A 17898-nucleotide genomic window follows, 5' to 3' on the forward strand; every position below is an offset into this window, starting at 1 on the left:
CGGACTCGACCCGGGAATCCGCCGCGCTACGCGAGCAGCTTCGCCAGCTCCGCGGTCACCACGTCCGGATTCTCCTGGTGCGCATAGTGCCCCGCAGCGGGAACGGTGGCCAGGCGGCGGTCCGGAGAGAGATGACTGCCGCGCCGGAAGGTGCTGCCGAGCACGTAGGGGTCCAGGTCACCCCGCATAGCCAGCACCGGGATGCGGATCGGCTCGCGCATGGTGGCCATGAACCGGCGGCCATCGGGGCGCCACTGACTGCGGAAGGCCCAGCGCTGATATTCCAGCGCACAGTGTGCCGCGCCGGGAATCTGGATGGCCGAGCGCATGCGCCGCGCCGTGTCGACGAATTCGGTGGTGCCGGACCAGGATCCGCTCACCCGGGCGCGCAGCATGCGCTCGACCTCGAACCCGTCACCGGTGGTCAGCAGCCGTTCGCCGTAGCGGGGCAGCTGGTAGCGCAGAAAGTTCGGCAGCCAGGTCGCGCGCTGGTGCCGGTTGCGCAGCACCGCGCTCTTGAGGGCCGCGGGATGCGGCGAGCTCACCACCGCGATGGACCGAACCAGCCGGGGGTGCAGCACCGCGGTCGCCCAGCACACCAGCCCGCCGTCGGCGTGCCCGACCAGGGTCGCGTCGGTGTAGCCGAGCGCGCGGATGAGCCCGGCGATATCGCCGGCCAGGGTCCAGCCGTCGTAGCCGCGCGGCGGTTTGTCGCTGTCGCCGTACCCGCGCAGGTCCACCGCCACTGTGCGATACCCGAGCTCGGCGAGCCCGGTCAGCTGATGTCGCCAGGACCACCAGAAGTCGGCGAAGCCGTGCAACAGCACGACCAGCGGCGCGTCGGTGCGCTCGGGAGCGGCATCCACCACGTGGAATCGAATGCCGTTGGCATGAACGTCCCGATGCGCCCACGGGCCGTCGAAACGGACGCTGGACGGATCCGGAATGAAGTGCGACGACACGCCGAGGCAGCCTAGTAGTTCGGGGTATCCGCGCGCGAGCGAGCGGTTACGAAGCGGGTTTTTCCAGCGAACGGTAGTCGTCGTGCGCGGCCGCGCCGAAGCCGTGCGGCAGCACCGCCTTGGCCTGCTTGAGCGAGTCGATCGTCTTCTCCGGCGCCCGCAGTTTCTTCACTCGCAGATAGCCGAGGAAGGCGAGCAGCGCGGTCGCGACGATCATCAGCGCGAACACGATCAGGAAGGCGGCCCAGCGGGCCAGCCACACGTCGAGCAGTTCACCGAGGAAGAAGAAAAAGAAGAACGTGCTGAACAGCAGGACGGTCAGCGCGAGGATGAAGTAGACGCTGCCCTGCAGGCCCTTCTTGATCTCACCGGTCACCTCGGCCTTGGCCAGGGCGACCTCCGCGCGGACCAGGGTGGACATCTGCTCGGTCGCGTCGCGCACCAGCGTGCCGAAGCTGGCGCTGCCGCTGGGGTTGGCGTCGGACAGGGGAATGGAGGTCACCGTACGACCGCGCTGTGCGTCGTTCCCGTTACCGCCGTTTGTGAAACTCACTTGGTAGACCCTTCTCCCTGTCCAGGCACTGCTTCGGCCTCACTCTTTCGTTGTAGCGCACGGGCGTCCCGCCGCGCCTGGTGGACACGCCCACGTCGCAACAGTAGCGCCGAACCGGCGAGCGACGCCGCCATTGATGTGACCAACACAGCGGCCTTCGCCAATTCCACCGCGGAGCCGTCGTCGACGTCGGCAAGCGCGAGTTCTGCCACCAGAAGGCTAACGGTGAACCCGATCGCGCCGAGCACCGACAGGGCGAACATGTCGCGATAACCCAATCCGGCCGGGCGCTTCGCCACGCCCAACCGGATTGCGAGCCAGCTGATCCCGAAGATTCCCACGGTCTTGCCGAGCAAGAGGCCGAGAATCACGGCCAGCGCCAGCCTGTCGCTGAACAGCTCGCCGAACACCTTGCCGTCCAACGGAACTCCGGAGGCGAACAACGCGAACAACGGCACACACAGTCCGGCCGAGATCGGCTGGATGAGATGCTCCAACCGGGTGGCGGGCGCCTGCTCCTCGCCGGGGTCCAAGCGCACCCTGGTGAGCAGGCCGAGGGCCACGCCGGCCAGCGTCGGATGGATGCCCGCCTCGTGCAGCGCGTACCAGGACACCAGCGCCAGCGGAACATAGAGCCAGGGCGTGCTGATCCGCTTGTGCTGGGCCAGCGCCCAGCCCGCGAAGCAGGACACGGCGGCCAGCAGCCACAGCAACGACAGCGTGGTGGTGAACAAGACGGCAATGAGGATGATGGCGACCAGGTCGTCGACCACCGCGAGACTGAGCAGGAACACTCGCGCGCTCGTCGGGATGCGCGAACCGGTCATGGCGAGCACGGCCAGTGCGAACGCGATATCGGTGGCCACCGGAATGGCCCAGCCGCGATCCATCCCGGGCTCGCCGAAGCCGACCGCCAGGGCGATCAGGGCCGGGGTGACCACGCCGCCGAGCGCCGCGATGATCGGCAACGCCGCCCGCTTCGGATCGGCCAGTTCGCCGACCACGAGCTCGCGTTTGAGCTCCAGCCCGGCGACGAAGAAGAAGATGGCGAGCAGGCCGTCTTTCGTCCAGTCCGCCAGCGTGAGATCGAGGTGCAGCGGCGCGATCGCCAGCGGCGTCTCGGTCATCGTCACGTAGCTGTCGCCCCACGGCGAGTTCACCCACAGCAACGCCACGGCGGCCGCGAGGAGCAGGATTGCGCCGCCGACTGTTTCGGTGCGGAGATAGCGGGATAGTTCCGAGCGCACTTGCGTGATCACGGGGAACCTTTCGGCGTCGGTCGGTCAACGCTGCGACCACGCCATCCACCGACTCGGCTGTCAGGCACGCTCGCAGGCCGACCAGACTTCCCGGCACACCTTACGCAATCCTAACGGGTAGGGCCGGTGACGAAACACCGCCACCGGCCCTAACATGGAGCGCTTGCGAGCCGCGAATGCGCGAGGCCGCATGTGTGCCCCGCTGAACGGCTACGCCTTGGTCGCCCGAATCGCCTCGAAGACGTTGGGATCGACCAGCGTGGAGGTGTCGCCGAGTTCCCGGCCCTCGGCGACGTCGCGCAGCAACCGGCGCATGATCTTGCCGCTGCGCGTTTTGGGCAGCTCGGGCACCACGTGGATCTCCCGCGGCCGCGCGATCGGGCTGATCTCGCGCGACACCTCGGCCTTGAGCTCGTCGACCAGCGCCGCGCCGGTGTCCTTGGCCTCGGCGGTCAGGATGACGAACGCGACGATGCCCTGCCCGGTGGTCTCGTCGCTGGCCCCGACCACCGCGGCCTCCGCCACGCCGGAGTGTCCGACCAGCGCCGACTCCACCTCCGCGGTGGAGATCCGGTGGCCGGACACGTTCATCACGTCGTCCACCCGGCCGAGCACCCACAGGTCGCCGTCGGCGTCGAGCTTGGCGCCGTCACCGGCGAAGTACCAGCCCTGCGCGGCGTAACGCTCCCAGTAGGTGGCCCGGTATCGCTCCATGTCGCCCCAGATGCCGCGCAGCATCGACGGCCACGGCTGGTCGAGCACGAGGTAGCCGTTGGCCTCGGTCTCGCCGCGCTGCACCGGCTTACCCTCCTCGTCCACCACGAGCGCCGAGATGCCGGGCAGCGGCGCCATCGCCGCACCGGGCTTGGTCGCGGTGACGCCGGGCAGCGGCGAGATCATGATCGCGCCGGTCTCGGTCTGCCACCAGGTGTCCACCACGGGCGCCGTGCCCGCGCCGATCACGTCGCGGTACCAGCGCCAGGCCTCCGGGTTGATCGGCTCGCCGACCGAGCCGAGCAGCCGGAGGCTGGACAGATCGTGCGCGGCGGGGATCTCGCGGCCCCACTTCATGAACGTGCGCACCAGCGTCGGTGCCGTGTAATAGATGCTGACGCCGTACTTTTCGACGATCTGCCAGTGCCGGTGCTCGTCCGGGAAGTTCGGGGTGCCCTCGTAGACCACCTGGGTGGCGCGGTTGGACAGTGGTCCGTAGACGATGTAGCTGTGTCCGGTGACCCAGCCGATGTCGGCGGTGCACCAGTAGACGTCTTGTCCCGCTTTGTGATCGAAGACGTTGTGGTGGGTGTAGGACACCTGGGTCAGGTAGCCGCCGGAGGTGTGCAGGATGCCCTTCGGCTTTCCGGTGGTGCCGGATGTATAGAGGATGAACAGCGGGTGCTCGGCATCGAACGGCTGCGCCTCGTGTTCCGGTGAAGCTTGGGTGACAGTCTCGTGCCACCACAGGTCGCGACCCTCGGTCCACGGCACTTCGATTTCGGTGCGGCGCACCACCAAGACATGCTCAACGCTGTGCGGCACATCGCCGTTCGCGAACAACGCCTCGTCCACCGCCTCCTTGAGCGGGGCAGCCTTGCCGCGGCGCCACTGCCCATCGGTGGTGATGATCAGCCGGGCGCTCGCATCGTCGACCCGCTGCCGCAGCGCGGTGGGGGAGAAGCCGGCGAACACCACGGAGTGGGTGAGGCCGAGCCGGGCGCAGGCCAGCATCGCGACGATGGCCTCGGGCACCATCGGCATGTAGATGGCGACGCGGTCACCTGCTTCGAGGCCGAGCTCGGTGAAGTAGTTTGCGGCACGGCTGACTTCGGCGAGCAGCTCGCGGTAGGTGACGGCGCGCGAGTCGCCCGGTTCGCCCTCCCAGTGGATGGCGACCTGGTCACCGTGGCCGTCCAGTACGTGCCGGTCCACGCAGTTGTAGGCGACGTTGAGCTTGCCGTCGGCGAACCATTTCGCCACCGGCGCGTCGCTCCAGTCCAGCACCTGACCCCACGGCTGATGCCAGTGCAACCGACTCGCCTGCTCGGCCCAGAACGCGTCGCGATCGGCCGACGCCTGCTCGTAGAGCTCGGCACCGGCGTTCGCCGCGGCCGCGAACTCCGCGCTCGGCGAGTACGAGTCCTTGTGGTCGGCGGTTTCGGTCATCTCGGTTCTTCTTTCCACGTAGCCTGAGCGCACAATTCAAACGCAGCACGTTCGACAGTAATCAACTGTGACCTACGCCGCGTCCGGTGTGTCCACCGGGTTTCGGTCCCGTCACGCCGTCGCGCAATCCGCAACGGAGGGGCCCTACCGGAGAGATGCCGGGCGACCTCTACGGAGGCAATGTTCCGGTGGATAGGTCGTTTTCGCGCGATGTTTTTGGTGTTTCGACCGTGTTGCCGGATTGGTAACAAGTGGAATGAACCTTGGTCAATCCGATGACAGAGTCCGTTTCGGTGGCTACCCTCCGAGACACCCAAGGCGGATTGTGCTGGCATGCGCCTGGTGACCTCATGCGCATGCCACGGATTCCGCCCTTCTCGAAAACGGGAGAACGCGTTGAGATTCAACAGAGCAATGGCGCTGACCGCGGCCGCGCTGCTGGCTACCAGCCTCGGCCTGGCCGGGTGTTCGTCGGACAGCAGTGCCGACGAGGGCATCGTCACCACCGGTGGTGGTGAGCCGCAGAACCCGTTGGTGCCCACCAACACCAACGAGAACATGGGCGGCCGCGTAGTCGACCGGCTGTTCGCCGGCCTGAAGTACTACGACGCCAACGGTGTGGCGCACAACGAGATGGCTGAGTCGATCGAGTCGTCCGACCGGAAGAACTACAAGATCACCCTCAAGCCGGACTGGAAGTTCAGTGACGGCACCCCGGTCAAGGCGAAGTCGTTCGTCGACGCGTGGAACTACGGCGCGCTCGGCACCAATGCTCAGTTGCAGAGCTACGTGTTCACCCCGATCGTCGGGTTCGAGGAGGTGTCCGCGGAGAAGCCGACGGCCCAGACGCTCCGGGGCTTGAAGGTGGTCGACGACCGCACCTTCACCGTCGAACTCAAGTCGCCCTCCATCGATTTCGAGACCGAACTCGGCTACGCGCCGTTCTATCCGCTGCCCGAAGCCGCGTTCAAGGACATCAAGGCCTTCGGCGAGAACCCGATCGGCAACGGCCCGTACAAGTTCGCCAGTAACGGTGCCTGGCAGCACAACGTCCAGATCGACCTGGTGCCCAACCCGGACTACAAGGGCGGCCGCGCGCCGAAGAACAAGGGCTTGCGGTTCGTGATGTACCAGTCCTTCGACACGGCCTATGCCGATCTGCTCGCAGGCAACCTCGACACGCTCGACACGATTCCCGACAGCGCGCTCGCGTCCTACAAGCAGGACCTCGGCGATCGGGCGATCACCAAGCCCACCGCGCAGAACCAGCACATCGGCATCCAGGCCAACGTCCCGCACTTCAGTGGCGAAGAAGGCGTCCTGCGCCGCAAGGCTCTGTCGATGGCGATCAACCGAGAGCAGATCTGCCAGAACATCTTCCACGGCTCCCGGCTGCCCGCGCGTGACTTCACCTCGGCCTCGCTGCCCGGCTTCAACCCGAACCTGCCCGGCTCCGAGGCGCTGAACTTCAACCCCGAAGAGGCCAAGAAGGTGTGGGCCCAGGCCAACGCCATCTCCCCGTGGTCGGGTCGCTACGAGATCGCCTACAACTCCGACGGCGGCCACCAGGCCTGGATCGAAGCCGTGGCCAACAGCATCAAGAACACCCTCGGCATCGAGGCCGTCGGCGCGCCGTACCCGACCTTCAAGAACATCCGCGACGAGGTGAACGCCAAGAGCATCGGCAAGGCGTTCCGCTACGGCTGGCAGGGTGACTACCCGACCATGCTGCAGTTCCTGACCTCGCAGTACTACAGCTACTCCGAGACCAACAACGTCGACTGGAAGAACCTGGAGTTCGACAAGCTGCTCGACGCCGCGCTCGCCGCGCCGACGCAGGAAGAGTCCTACAAGATCGTCGCGCAGGCGCAGACCCTGATGCTCAGGGACATGGCCGACATCCCGGTGCTCGACTACATCGCCAACGCCGGTCGCTCGGACAAGGTGAAGAAGGCCGAGCTCGCCTGGAACGGTCTGTTCGACTTCGAAAACATCGAGAAGTAGCCGCTGATGAGCCGCGCCGTCGAACCCGACGGCGCGGCTCACCACTGACCCAGGAGACGAAATGGCCTGGTATGTCGTGCGGCGTCTGCTTCAGATGATCCCCGTGTTCCTCGGGGCGACGCTGCTCATCTATGCCCTGGTATTCCTCATTCCCGGCGATCCGATTCAGGCCCTCGCCGGCGACAAACCGATGACCCCCGCGGTGGAAGCCCAGCTCCGCGCGCGGTACCACCTCGACCAGCCCTTCATCATGCAGTATCTGCTGTATCTGAAGGGCATTGTCACGTTCGACTTCGGCACCGCCTTCTCCGGCAGGCCGGTGCGCGACGAGCTGGCGCGGGCCTTCCCGATCACCATCAAACTCGCCGCCATGGCGGTGTGCATCGAGGCCGTGTTCGGCGTCATCTTCGGCCTGGTGGCCGGGCTGCGCAAGGGCAAGCTGTTCGACTCGACCATGCTGGTCGTCAGCCTGGTCGTGATCGCGGTCCCGATCTTCGTCATCGGCTTCCTCGCGCAGTTCCTGCTCGGGGTGAAGTGGGGGATCGCACCGGTGACCGTCACCGGCAAGGCGAGTTTCGCCGAATTGCTGGTCCCCGCTTTCGTGCTCGGGTCGTTGTCGTTCGCCTATGTGCTGCGGCTGACCCGGAACTCGGTGGCGGAGAACATGTCCGCCGACTTCGTGCGCACCGCGACCGCCAAGGGGCTGAGCAGGCCCCGGGTGGTGACGGTGCACATCCTGCGCAACTCGATGATCCCGGTGATCACCTTCCTCGGCGCCGAACTCGGCTCGCTGATGGGCGGCGCCATCGTCACCGAGGGCATCTTCAACATTCCCGGCGTCGGCGGCACGTTGTTCCAGGCGATCACCCGTGGTGAGCCACCCACCGTCGTGTCGTTCGTGACGGTACTGATCATCATCTTCCTGATCTCCAACCTGGTCGTCGACCTGCTCTACGCCGCACTCGATCCGAGGATTCGTTATGCCTGACCTCGACAAAGGAAAAGGAATCGATCTCGCGGAGAGCGCGGCCCGCGGCAGGCAGATCTACTTCGTCGCGCCGCCCGACGAGGTCGAGGTGCTCGCCACCGACATGGTCGTCGACGCGGGCTCGCCGACCAGCATCTGGCAGGACGCCTGGCGACAGCTGCGGCGCAACCCGATCTTCATCGTCGCCATGCTGATGATCGTGTTCGTGCTCATCGTCGTCATCTGGCCCGGCCTGTTCACCAGCCAGGATCCGCGCTACTGCAACGGCGACTTCAGCATGGATCCGCGCGGTCCCGGTCATCCGTTCGGCTTCGACAAACAGGGCTGTGACATCTACGCCCGAACCGTGTACGGCGCGCGGGCATCGGTGATGGCGGGCGTCGGCTCGACCGTCTTGTTCGTGCTGATCGGCGGCGTCCTCGGCGCACTGTCCGGGTTCTACGGCGGGCTACTCGACTCGATCGTGTCGCGTATCGCGGAAGTCTTCTTCGCGATCCCGTTGATGCTGGCCGCGATCGTGATCATGCAGCTGCTCGATGCGCGGACCATCTGGACCGTGGTCCTGGTCCTCGCCTCGTTCACCTGGCCACAGGCGGCCCGGATCGCACGCAGTGCGGTGATCCAGGCCAAGAACAGCGATTACGTCACGGCGGCAAAGGCTTTGGGCGTCTCTCGAATACGCACGCTGCTGCGCCATGTGGTGCCGAACGCGGCGGGCCCGCTGATCGTGGTCACCACGATCTGGCTCGGCGTCTTCATCGTCACCGAGGCGACGTTGTCCTACCTCGGTGTCGGCCTGCCGCGCACGATCGTGTCGTGGGGCGCCGATATCTCGTCGGGGCAGAAGGAGATTCGCACCTCCGCGATCCTGTTCTATCCGGCCACCGCGCTCGCGCTCACGGTGCTGAGCTTCATCTTGCTGGGCGACGCGCTGCGCGAGGCCCTCGACCCGAAGGCTAGGAAGCGATGAGTGAATCCCGCAGCGCACAGTCGCCCCTGCTCGAAATCAAGGACCTGAACGTCTGTTTCACCTCCGACGGCAAGAAAGTACCCGCCGTCCGCGATGTGAACCTGTCGGTGTACCCGGGCCAGACCGTCGCGATCGTCGGCGAATCCGGCTCGGGCAAGTCCACCACCGCGCACGCGATCATCGATCTGCTGCCCGGCACCGGGCAGGTGACCTCCGGCTCGATCCTGTTCGACGGCAAGGATCTCGCGAAGGCGTCGAAGAAGGACGTCATCGCGGTTCGTGGCAGCGGGATCGGGCTGGTCCCACAGGACCCGATGTCGAACCTGAACCCGGTGTGGAAGATCGGCTTCCAGATCCGGGAGACGTTGGAGGCCAACGGCATCGCCAAGGGTAAGGCGGCCAAGCAACGGGCCATCGAACTGCTGCACGAAGCGGGCATGTCCGACGGCGAACGCCGGGTGAACCAGTACCCGCACGAGTTCTCCGGCGGTATGCGTCAGCGTGCGCTCATCGCCATCGGTCTGGCGTGCCGGCCCAAACTGTTGATCGCGGACGAACCGACCTCGGCGCTCGACGTCACCGTGCAGCGGCAGATCCTCGATCACCTCGAAGGTCTCACCAACGAGCTCGGCACCGCGGTACTGCTGATCACCCACGACCTCGGCCTCGCCGCCGAGCGCGCGGAGCATCTGGTGGTGATGTATCGCGGTCGCGTCGTGGAATCCGGTCCGGCCCTGCAGATTCTGCGCGAACCGCAGCACCTGTACACCAAGCGGCTGGTGAACTCGGCGCCCTCGCTGGCGTCGCAGCGACTGTCCTCGGTGAAGCAGCGCATCGAGATCCGCGAGCAGGCGGTGCAGGTGGCCGAGCAGATCGCGGCGGCCGATACCGAGCTGTCCGTGGTGCCCGACGACGTGGTGGTGGTCGAGAACCTCACCAAGGCGTTCAAGATCCGTGGCAGCGTCCCGTGGAAGTCGACCGACTTCCTTGCGGTGCAGGATGTTTCGTTCCGGCTCCGGCGCGGCACCACAACCGCCATCGTCGGCGAATCCGGCTCGGGTAAATCGACGGTCGCGCAGATGATCCTCGGTCTGCTCGAACCGACGTCGGGCAAGGTCACCTTCGACGGGCAAGAGGTGGCGAAGCTGGATCGCAAGGCCGCCTTCGCGTTCCGGCGCCGGGTGCAGCCGATCTTCCAGGACCCGTACGGCTCGCTGGACCCGATGTACTCGATCTACCGCACCATCGAGGAGCCGTTGCGCACGCACGACATCGGCACCCCGAAGGAGCGCGAGGCCACGGTGCGCGAGCTGCTCGACAAGGTGTCGCTGCCGTCCACCGTGATGCGGCGGTACCCGAACGAGTTGTCGGGTGGTCAGCGTCAGCGCGTCGCCGTGGCCCGCGCCCTCGCGCTCTCGCCCGAGGTCGTGGTCTGTGACGAGGCGGTGTCCGCGCTCGACGTGCTGGTGCAGGCGCAGATTCTGCGGCTGCTGAACGATCTGCAGGCCGAGTTGGGTCTGTCGTATGTGTTCATCACGCATGACCTGGCTGTGGTCCGGCAGATCGCGGACGACGTGCTGGTCATGCAGACCGGCAAGGTGGTCGAGGCGGCATCCACCCAGGAGGTCTTCGACAATCCTCGGGAGGAGTACACCCGGCGGCTGCTCGACGCCATCCCGGGCCGGGATCTGTTGGTGAGCTGAGTAATCGGCTCGTCGAGATCGGCGGCGCACTCGAGAGTTCGGCGGCCACCCCGGCCCGTTGGGTTGGGGTGGCCGCTCTGTGTGCAGCGCTCCGCCCCGGGTTGGGTTCAGCCGCAGGGCGGGCGCAAGTAGCCTCGTAAACCGTGACCGATCCGCTGCAGCCTCTCGTCGATCTCCCCGGTGTCCGTGCCGCGGCCGACCGCGCCCGCGATGCGCTCGCCGAGGTGCATCGGCACAAGGCGAATCGGCGCGGCTGGCCGACGACCGCCGCCGAAGCCGCGGTGCGGGCCGCCCGATCGTCCGCCGCCATCGACGGCGGTAGCACCGAATTGCCCGCCGACGGTCAGGTCGGTGACCCGATTCTGGCCGGGTCGCTGCGCGTTGGCCAGGCCTTGGACGGTGACGCGCTGCGCAATCTGGTGGGCACCTGGCAGCGGGCGCCGTTGCAAGCACTGGCTCGGCTACATCTGCTCGCCGCGGCCGACCTGGTTGTCGACGAGGCGGCGCTCGGCAGGCCGCGATCGGATGCCGGCGTGGCGGAGCGGCTCGATCTGCTGGTGCAGACGGTGCTCGGGTCGAGTGCGCCGGCTCCGGTGATCGCGGCGGTGGTGCACGGGGAGCTGCTCGCATTGCGCCCGTTCGGGACCGCGGACGGGGTGGTCGCGCGGGCGGCCTCGCGATTGGTCGCGGTGTCCAGCGGACTGGATCCACACAGTTTGGGAGTGCCCGAGGTTTTCTGGCTGCGGCGCAGGCAGGCGTATCTCGACGCCGCGGCGGCGTTCGGATCCGGTGCGGCGGACGCTGTCGGCAGCTGGGTGCTGCTGTGCTGCGGCGCGCTGGAGGACGGTGCGCGGGAGGCCACGTCGATCGCCGATTCGGCGTCGGGGTAGGCCGCTACACGTCAAAGCGGGCGGCGTGTCGTTGCCGACTTCACCGCCCGCGTAGCACGGACTACCCGGTTACCAAGCGTGCTGGGTGGGTTGTGTTCTACGGCCTCGGCGAGAGTCCGACCTCCGGCGGTTCATCCCCGCAACCTGTGCGAGGCCATCGCCGACGAAGACCCGGATTTCGCAGGCCCACAACGCTTCTGCCCTTGTCGCGGCGCGCTCCGCGTGGGTGCCTGGTGCCCGTGCTGGGAAGGGTGGACGGGAGACGGAACCTTCTCTTCCGGTCCTGCCTTGGCCTTCCGACCTTCCGTAGTTACCTTTCTACTCTGTGACAGCTCTCACATCAAGAGCTGCCAAGACATTCGATTTGCGGCGTGTCGATCGGCGTTTCGTGGTTCAATGCCTGGTCGCAACTTCTTGCGCGTGCGCTCAGCAAACGTCCCCGGCAAGTACCAGGCTTCCGCTCGAGCAGCGGTGGCCACGCCTGCGTCGGCGGTGGCTAAGGCTCAGCTGCGCCGACGCAGCAATCGATAGCTGATCGCGCCGGCGAGCAACGCGCTCAGGCCGACCACCGCGGTCGCGGCAAGGGTGGTGGACGAGGGCGCCTGGAACCGCGCCCACAGCGACACCGGGTTCGAGAACGCCAAGATCGGCCAGCCCTCGGCGAGTGCCTCGCGGCGCAGGCCGCGATCGGGATTGACCGCCGTCGGATGGCCCACCGCGTGCAGCAGCGGCAGATCGGTGACCGAATCGGAGTACGCGTAACAGCGCGAGAGATCGTAACCCTCACTGGCGGCGAGCTTTTCGATCGCGGCGACCTTGCCCGCGCCGTAGCAGTAGAACTCGACCTCGCCGGTGTACTTGCCGTCCGCGACGACCATGCGCGTCGCCGCGGTGTGCGAGGCGCCGAGCACCTCCGCGATCGGGCCGACGATCTCCTCGCCCGAAGCCGATACGATCACCACATCGTGGCCCCGGATCTTGTGGTCGGCAATGAGATCGGCCGCCTCGGCGTAGATCAGCGGATCCACCAGCTCGTGAAGCGTCTCGGCCACAATGGTTTTCACCTGCTCGACGTCCCACCCGGCGCACATGTTCGTGAGATGGGCGCGCATCCGCTCCATTTGGTCGTGGTCGGCGCCGGACAGCATGAACAGGAAGTGCGCGTAGCTGCTTTCGAGCACGTCGCGGCGATTCAACAGGCCTTGCGCGTAAAAGGGCTTGCTGAAGACGAACGTGCTCGATTTCGCGATCACGGTCTTGTCCAGATCGAAGAAGGCGGCGACGCGTCCGTCCGCAGTGGGTGAGTCCACCCGACCAGCATAGGCGTACCGCCACCGCCGTTCCGGCACGCGCGGGCCCGCGGCGGCTGCCGCGCGGCGCGGAACTGGGGATCCGACTGGGGAGCGAGCGCGGGCGGTGCGATGCGGGCTGCGGCGGCCCACACGGCGGTATCCACGGCCGCGAGCGGGGAGTTTGCCGCACCCCTGCGGAGCCCGTAATCGCCGGAAAGTTCTGCCGCAACAGACTTGCGTTGTGGGCGGGGCTTGGGTGTAGTATTGCTGGCACCTGGACATGGTCCAGGCGCGTTCAGCCCGACCCCCCGGGGCTGAACCCGACGGCCCCAGCCTCCTCCCCCCCCGGCTGGGGCCGTCCTCTATTCCGGGGACGGTTCACCTCCCCCTTCGTCGGCGCCGAATCCCCTCGTCGTGCAACTCGAAAGTTCTGCACACCCCCGAGTTATCCACAATCGGCACATCGCCTCTTCTGCCGTCCGCCGATTTCGGCCACGCTCAGCCGCATGAATCTTGAAGTGGCGCCGGACAACAGCAGCCCGCCACCGGCCCTCGTGCTCCTGCACGACCCCCGGCTCCGCGACGAAGTGCGGCGCGTCGCCGCCGCGGCCGAACGCGGACTCGACGAACGCCTGCTACCCGTCGGGCGGCACGCGTGGACCGGTGCGCCACTGGTGATCCTGGACACAACCGCCGCGCGGGCGGCCGCCGAGGCCGGATATCTGCGCCGGGTCGGCGTCGTCCTGGCCACCGACGGCGAACCGGGACTGCCCGATTGGCAAGCCGCCGCGGCCGTCGGCGCCGAGCGGGTGATCGCGCTGCCCGGCGCCGCCGAAGGACTTATCGAGATGTTTGCTGAGTACGGCGAACACCGCACCGGAGACGGGGTCGTCGTCGCCGTGGCAGGTGCGGCAGGCGGGGCAGGCGCGTCAACCCTGGCCGCCGCCGTCGCGCTGCGCGCCGCAGCGGAGGGGTTTCGCCGCGACACCGTATTGGTCGACGGCGCGCCCCTCGGCGGCGGCCTCGACCTGCTGCTCGGCATCGAAACAAGCACCGGACCGCGCTGGCCGGACCTGGTCGTCGAGGACGGCAGGGTCTCCGCGGCGGCGCTGCACTCCGCGCTGCCCACTGCGGCGCCCGGCCTGGCCGTGCTCGCCTGCGGGCGCTGCGGTGCGGGCCGGTTGCCACGCGAGATCGGCGCCGCCGCCGTCCGCGCCGTCATCGAAGCAGGCCGTGCCGCAGGCGATTTGGTGGTTTGCGACATTTCCGGCGAACGCGGCCCGCACGCCGATCAAATGCTCGACTCCGCCGACCTCGTCGTGCTGGTGGTACCCGCGCGGCTGCGTGCCGTCGCCGCCGCCGAGGCGGTCGCCGCGCACATCGGGCGACGAAACCCCAATCAGGGCTTGATCGTTCGCGGGCCTGCCCCCGGCGGTCTGCGTGGCTCCGAGGTCGCCGAGGTACTCGACCTGCCACTGCTCGCCGCCGTGCGCGCCCAAGCTGGTCTGGCCGCCCGGCTGGAACGCGGCGGGCTCACGGTGCACCGCCGCGGACCGCTGCGCGACGCCGCCGACGCGGTGCTCGCGGTGCTGAGTGCGCCTGCTGGACAGCGACGATGAGCGCGCTGGTGACCTCCGAGCTACTGGATCGGGTGCGGGAACGGCTGTCCGGCGGTTCGGGCGATCCGGACCCGGCCCAGGTGGCCGCCGCTATTCGGGCCGAGGCCGGTGCGGTACTCGGCGATACGGATCTGCTGCGGGCGCTGCGGCTGTTGCAGACCGAGATGACGGGTGCCGGGGTGCTCGAGCCGTTGCTGCACGATCCACAGGTCGCCGATGTGCTGGTGACCGCGCCGGACGCGGTGTGGATAGATCGCGGGCACGGTCTGGAGAAGACCGCGATCACCTTCCCTGACGAGGCCGCGGTGCGCAGGCTGGCGCAGCGGCTGGCCCTCTCGGCCGGTCGGCGACTGGACGACGCGCAACCGTGGGTCGACGGCAGGCTGTCCGGAACCGGAGCGGCGCTGGGGGATTCGTTCGGTGTGCGACTGCACGCCGTGCTCGCGCCGGTCGCGCACGGCGGCACCTGTTTGTCGCTACGCGTGCTGCGGCCCGCCACTCAGGGCCTGGACGCGCTGGCCGCAGCCGGGGCGGTACCGGCCGATGCGAAGCGGCTGCTGGAGCGGATCATTCGGGCCCGGCTGGCGTTCCTGGTGGTCGGCGGCACCGGCGCGGGCAAGACGACGCTGCTCTCCGGCCTGCTGGCCAAGGTCGGTCCGCGCGAACGCATTGTGTGCGTGGAGGACGCAGCCGAACTGGCGCCGCCGCATCCGCATGTGGTGCGTCTCGTCGCGCGGACAGCGAACGTCGAGGGCGTCGGTGCGGTGACAGTTCGCGATCTGGTGCGGCAGGCGCTGCGCATGCGCCCCGACCGCATCGTGGTCGGCGAGGTCAGAGGCGCCGAGGTGGTCGACCTGCTGACCGCGCTGAACACCGGCCACGACGGCGGCGCCGGAACAGTGCACGCGAACTCGCCACAGGAGGTACCCGCCCGGCTGGAAGCCCTTGCGGCACTCGGCGGAATGGACCGCGCCGCACTGCACAGCCAGCTCGCCGCCGCCGTCCAGGTCGTGCTGCACGTCCACCGCCGGACGGACGGCTCTCGGGGCCTGCGCGAGATCGGTCTCGTTCGCCGCGACGACAACGGCCGCGTCCACATCGCCCCCGCCTGGCACGCGTGCGGCCCGACTCCTGCGGCGGGCGAACTGCATCGGTTGCTCGACGAGCGGCTGGACCGATGAGCGCGGCGTTGGTGTGTCTCGCGCTCGCATTGCTCGCCGCACCGACATCGCCGTCGCGTCGTCGGTTCGGCGGATTGTTCGCCGTACCGATGGTGGCGCGAAAGGTGCAGCGCGACAAAGTGCTCCGGCTCGGAGTCTGCGTCGGTGTGGCCGTGATGTCGGTCTTCGGGATCGGTCCACTGCTTGCGACGGCGATGGTGGCGGGAACGGTCGGGTTCCGAATGCGCCGGGCGAGCGTGGATCGGCGCAGAGGCGCCGAATGCGCCTACCTGCTCGACGCACTGGAGGCGGTGATCGGGGAGCTGCGGGTCGGTGCGCATCCGAGTGCGGCGGCCGAGGTCGCGGCCTGCGAGGCGCGGGGCGAAGCCGCCGAGGCGTTCGCGGTGAGCGCCGGGCGCAGCAGGCTGGGCGGTTCCGCGGCCGCAGGGCTGCGACAGCCCGATTCCATCGTCGCGGTGGAGCTGTCCCGCATCGCCGACGCGTGGCAGGTGGCCGAGCAGCACGGACTGGCGCTGGCCGAGCTGCTATCTGCCGCGCGCACGGACCTGGTGGGCCGCATCCGTTTCCGCGGCCGCACCACCGCCGCTCTCGCCGGTGCTCACGCCACCGCCACCGTGCTGGCCGCCCTGCCACTGCTCGGTCTCGGTCTCGGCCAACTGATGGGCGCTGCGCCGTTGCACGTGCTGTTCGCTTCGTCAGCAGGGGCTGTGCTGCTCCCGCTCGGTGCCGCTCTCGCCTGCGCGGGCTTGCTGTGGACCGATGCCATCACCCGAAAGGTGCTCGTATGAATCAACAGCGTGGTCGTAGACGGAGCCGATCCCTTGTGTGGCAAACGAATTCGAGGAGCCCTTCGGACTGCCCGGACCAATTTTGTCCTGTAGATGCGAATTGCGCTGTGTTCGAGGCGAATTGGTGCAACGAGACGTGCGAGGAGGCGCTGGATGAGGTTGGCGATGTATCCGGCTCTGCCGGTGGTGTTGCTTGCGGTCGCACTGCTCCTACTGCCCGGCCGGGTCGCGGTGAGCCGTCGACTGCGGGCGCTCCGGCGGCCCACGGTGATGCGCGCCGTCGCGCCAACGTCGAAGCAGCAGCTCGACCCGCTGGCCACGGCGTCGGTCTTCGACCTGCTGGCCGCGTGCCTGCGCGCGGGGCTGCCGATGGCGGGCGCGGCGCGAGCGGTGGCACCCGGCGCGCCGGAACCGCTGGGGGAGGCGCTGCGCCGAGCCGCGGATCTGCTTGCCCTCGGTGCCGATGCAGCGACGGCCTGGGAGCGCGCGGCGGAAGACGAGACCGGCCGGGCGGGTGCCGAGGAGGTGGAGTCGTTGGCGCGGATGGCGCGACGGTCCGCGCGATCGGGCGCCTCGCTGGCGGTCGCGGTCGGCGAATTGGCCGAACAGCGCCGGGGCGCGGTCGAGGATGCCGCCGCGGCGAAGGCCGAGCGCGCCGGAGTAATGATCGGCGGCCCCCTCGGCCTCTGCTTCCTGCCCGCGTTCGTCTGCCTCGGCATCGTGCCGGTGGTGATCGGCCTGGCCGGCCGGGTGCTCGGCGGTGGACTGCTGTGAGGCGATCGGCGCTGAGTGGGCTGCGGCGCTGTGCGCCTACCGGAACGTGTCCGCGCGGATCGGCCGCGCGGGCCGCAGTGAGAGGGGAATCAGGTGATGATCGAGCGAGTCACGAGCAACGCGATCCACGGTGTGGAGGCTGTATATATGGAGCTGCGTTCACGAATCCTGCACGCGACGACCGCCGACGACGGAATGAGCACGGCCGAGTATGCGATCGGGACCATCGCCGCGGCGGCGTTCGGTGCCGTGTTGTACGGGGTGGTGACCGGCGACAGCATTGTGAACGCGCTGACGAAGATCATCGATCGCGCTCTCAACACCACCGTGTAGCGGCCTGGCGGTTTCGGGTAAACCGTTGGGGTGCAAAGGGTCTCGGTGATGATCGTGGCTCGGTGACGGTCGAGGCGGCGATCGCGCTCGCCACCCTCGTCGTCGCGGTCGTGCTGTGTATCGGAGCCTTGCTGGCGGCGTCGACGCAGGTGCGCTGTGTCGACGCCGCCCGTGAGGCGGCCCGCCTGTCCGCCCGCGGCGACGAAGCGAACGCGATCGCCGCGGCCCGCCGCGTCGCACCTCCGGCCGCGCACATCTCGCTGCGCAGCGAGGGCAACCACGTGATCGCCCGAGTCACCACCCGCGCGCCCCTGCTACCACTGCTGACGCTGCATGCGGACGCCGTCGCGGTCCGCGAGCCTGGAACGACACCGTGAGTGGGCGTCCGCGAGCGACCAGAGGCGCAGGCGCCCAGGGGT

General features: G+C 68.2%; 16 protein-coding genes. 11 read left to right on the forward strand and 5 right to left on the reverse strand.

All coding sequences use genetic code 11. The features are described 5' to 3' along the window. Nucleotides 1-26 precede the first annotated feature (26 nt). From DBO33_RS03685 to acs, 4 genes are all read right to left on the reverse strand, one after another. Nucleotides 27-962: an alpha/beta fold hydrolase gene (locus DBO33_RS03685; protein ID WP_107653773.1), complete on the reverse strand. Its 936-nt coding sequence runs from the start codon at nt 960-962 to the stop codon at nt 27-29. A gap of 46 nt (nt 963-1008) precedes the next feature. Further along, the gene (locus DBO33_RS03690; RefSeq protein WP_107653774.1) at nt 1009-1515 is read right to left on the reverse strand and encodes a phage holin family protein; all 507 of its coding nucleotides are present in this window, start codon (nt 1513-1515) and stop codon (nt 1009-1011) included. After that, nucleotides 1512-2771 (reverse strand): Na+/H+ antiporter NhaA, encoded by a 1260-nt coding sequence (gene nhaA, locus DBO33_RS03695; protein WP_234391324.1) that lies wholly within the window; start codon nt 2769-2771, stop codon nt 1512-1514. The genes DBO33_RS03690 and nhaA overlap by 4 nt, the downstream gene beginning before the upstream one ends. Before the next feature lie 213 nt (nt 2772-2984). Continuing rightward, a complete protein-coding gene (acs, locus tag DBO33_RS03700; protein WP_107653776.1) occupies nt 2985-4937 on the reverse strand; it encodes an acetate--CoA ligase in 1953 nt (650 codons plus the stop codon). A 414-nt stretch (nt 4938-5351) separates the two neighbouring features. Here acs and DBO33_RS03705 point away from each other — a divergent pair, with 414 nt between their 5' ends. The 5 genes from DBO33_RS03705 to DBO33_RS03725 all read left to right on the forward strand — a co-directional run bounded on the left by DBO33_RS03705 (nt 5352) and on the right by DBO33_RS03725 (nt 11492). Next, nucleotides 5352-6941 carry a peptide ABC transporter substrate-binding protein gene (locus DBO33_RS03705; protein ID WP_107653777.1) on the forward strand — a complete coding sequence of 530 codons (1590 nt, stop codon included), beginning with the start codon at nt 5352-5354 and terminating at the stop codon, nt 6939-6941. Between the two features lie 61 nt (nt 6942-7002). Beyond that, nucleotides 7003-7929: an ABC transporter permease gene (locus DBO33_RS03710; RefSeq protein WP_107653778.1), complete on the forward strand. Its 927-nt coding sequence runs from the start codon at nt 7003-7005 to the stop codon at nt 7927-7929. Beyond that, the gene (locus tag DBO33_RS03715) at nt 7922-8899 is read left to right on the forward strand and encodes an ABC transporter permease (RefSeq protein WP_107653779.1); all 978 of its coding nucleotides are present in this window, start codon (nt 7922-7924) and stop codon (nt 8897-8899) included. Before DBO33_RS03710 ends, DBO33_RS03715 begins: the two co-directional genes overlap by 8 nt. After that, on the forward strand, nt 8896-10602 hold the full coding sequence (locus DBO33_RS03720) for a dipeptide ABC transporter ATP-binding protein (RefSeq protein WP_107653780.1): 1707 nt from the start codon (nt 8896-8898) through the stop codon (nt 10600-10602). Before DBO33_RS03715 ends, DBO33_RS03720 begins: the two co-directional genes overlap by 4 nt. A 143-nt stretch (nt 10603-10745) precedes the next feature. Then, a complete protein-coding gene (locus DBO33_RS03725) occupies nt 10746-11492 on the forward strand; it encodes a Fic family protein (RefSeq protein ID WP_107653781.1) in 747 nt (248 codons plus the stop codon). Between the two features lie 503 nt (nt 11493-11995). Here DBO33_RS03725 and DBO33_RS03730 read toward each other — a convergent pair. Next, nucleotides 11996-12934: an HAD-IB family hydrolase gene (locus DBO33_RS03730; RefSeq protein WP_407670461.1), complete on the reverse strand. Its 939-nt coding sequence runs from the start codon at nt 12932-12934 to the stop codon at nt 11996-11998. A 356-nt stretch (nt 12935-13290) separates the two neighbouring features. Between DBO33_RS03730 and ssd the strand changes: the two genes are divergently transcribed. The 6 genes from ssd to DBO33_RS03760 all read left to right on the forward strand — a co-directional run bounded on the left by ssd (nt 13291) and on the right by DBO33_RS03760 (nt 17856). After that, nucleotides 13291-14403: a septum site-determining protein Ssd gene (ssd, locus tag DBO33_RS03735; protein ID WP_107653783.1), complete on the forward strand. Its 1113-nt coding sequence runs from the start codon at nt 13291-13293 to the stop codon at nt 14401-14403. Continuing rightward, on the forward strand, nt 14400-15584 hold the full coding sequence (locus tag DBO33_RS03740; protein WP_107653784.1) for a TadA family conjugal transfer-associated ATPase: 1185 nt from the start codon (nt 14400-14402) through the stop codon (nt 15582-15584). The genes ssd and DBO33_RS03740 overlap by 4 nt, the downstream gene beginning before the upstream one ends. Then, the gene (locus tag DBO33_RS03745) at nt 15581-16372 is read left to right on the forward strand and encodes a type II secretion system F family protein (RefSeq protein WP_107653785.1); all 792 of its coding nucleotides are present in this window, start codon (nt 15581-15583) and stop codon (nt 16370-16372) included. The genes DBO33_RS03740 and DBO33_RS03745 overlap by 4 nt, the downstream gene beginning before the upstream one ends. 153 nt (nt 16373-16525) lie before the next feature. Then, nucleotides 16526-17146 (forward strand): type II secretion system F family protein, encoded by a 621-nt coding sequence (locus DBO33_RS03750; protein WP_234390679.1) that lies wholly within the window; start codon nt 16526-16528, stop codon nt 17144-17146. 147 nt (nt 17147-17293) lie between these two features. Continuing rightward, nucleotides 17294-17479: a DUF4244 domain-containing protein gene (locus DBO33_RS03755; protein ID WP_107659951.1), complete on the forward strand. Its 186-nt coding sequence runs from the start codon at nt 17294-17296 to the stop codon at nt 17477-17479. A gap of 62 nt (nt 17480-17541) precedes the next feature. Then, complete coding sequence (locus DBO33_RS03760; protein WP_107653787.1) at nt 17542-17856, forward strand: TadE family type IV pilus minor pilin; 315 nt, start codon at nt 17542-17544, stop codon at nt 17854-17856. Nucleotides 17857-17898: the final 42 nt, after the last annotated feature.

Origin of the sequence: Nocardia suismassiliense, assembly GCF_900269665.1 — a bacterium.
GTDB lineage: Bacteria > Actinomycetota > Actinomycetes > Mycobacteriales > Mycobacteriaceae > Nocardia > Nocardia suismassiliense.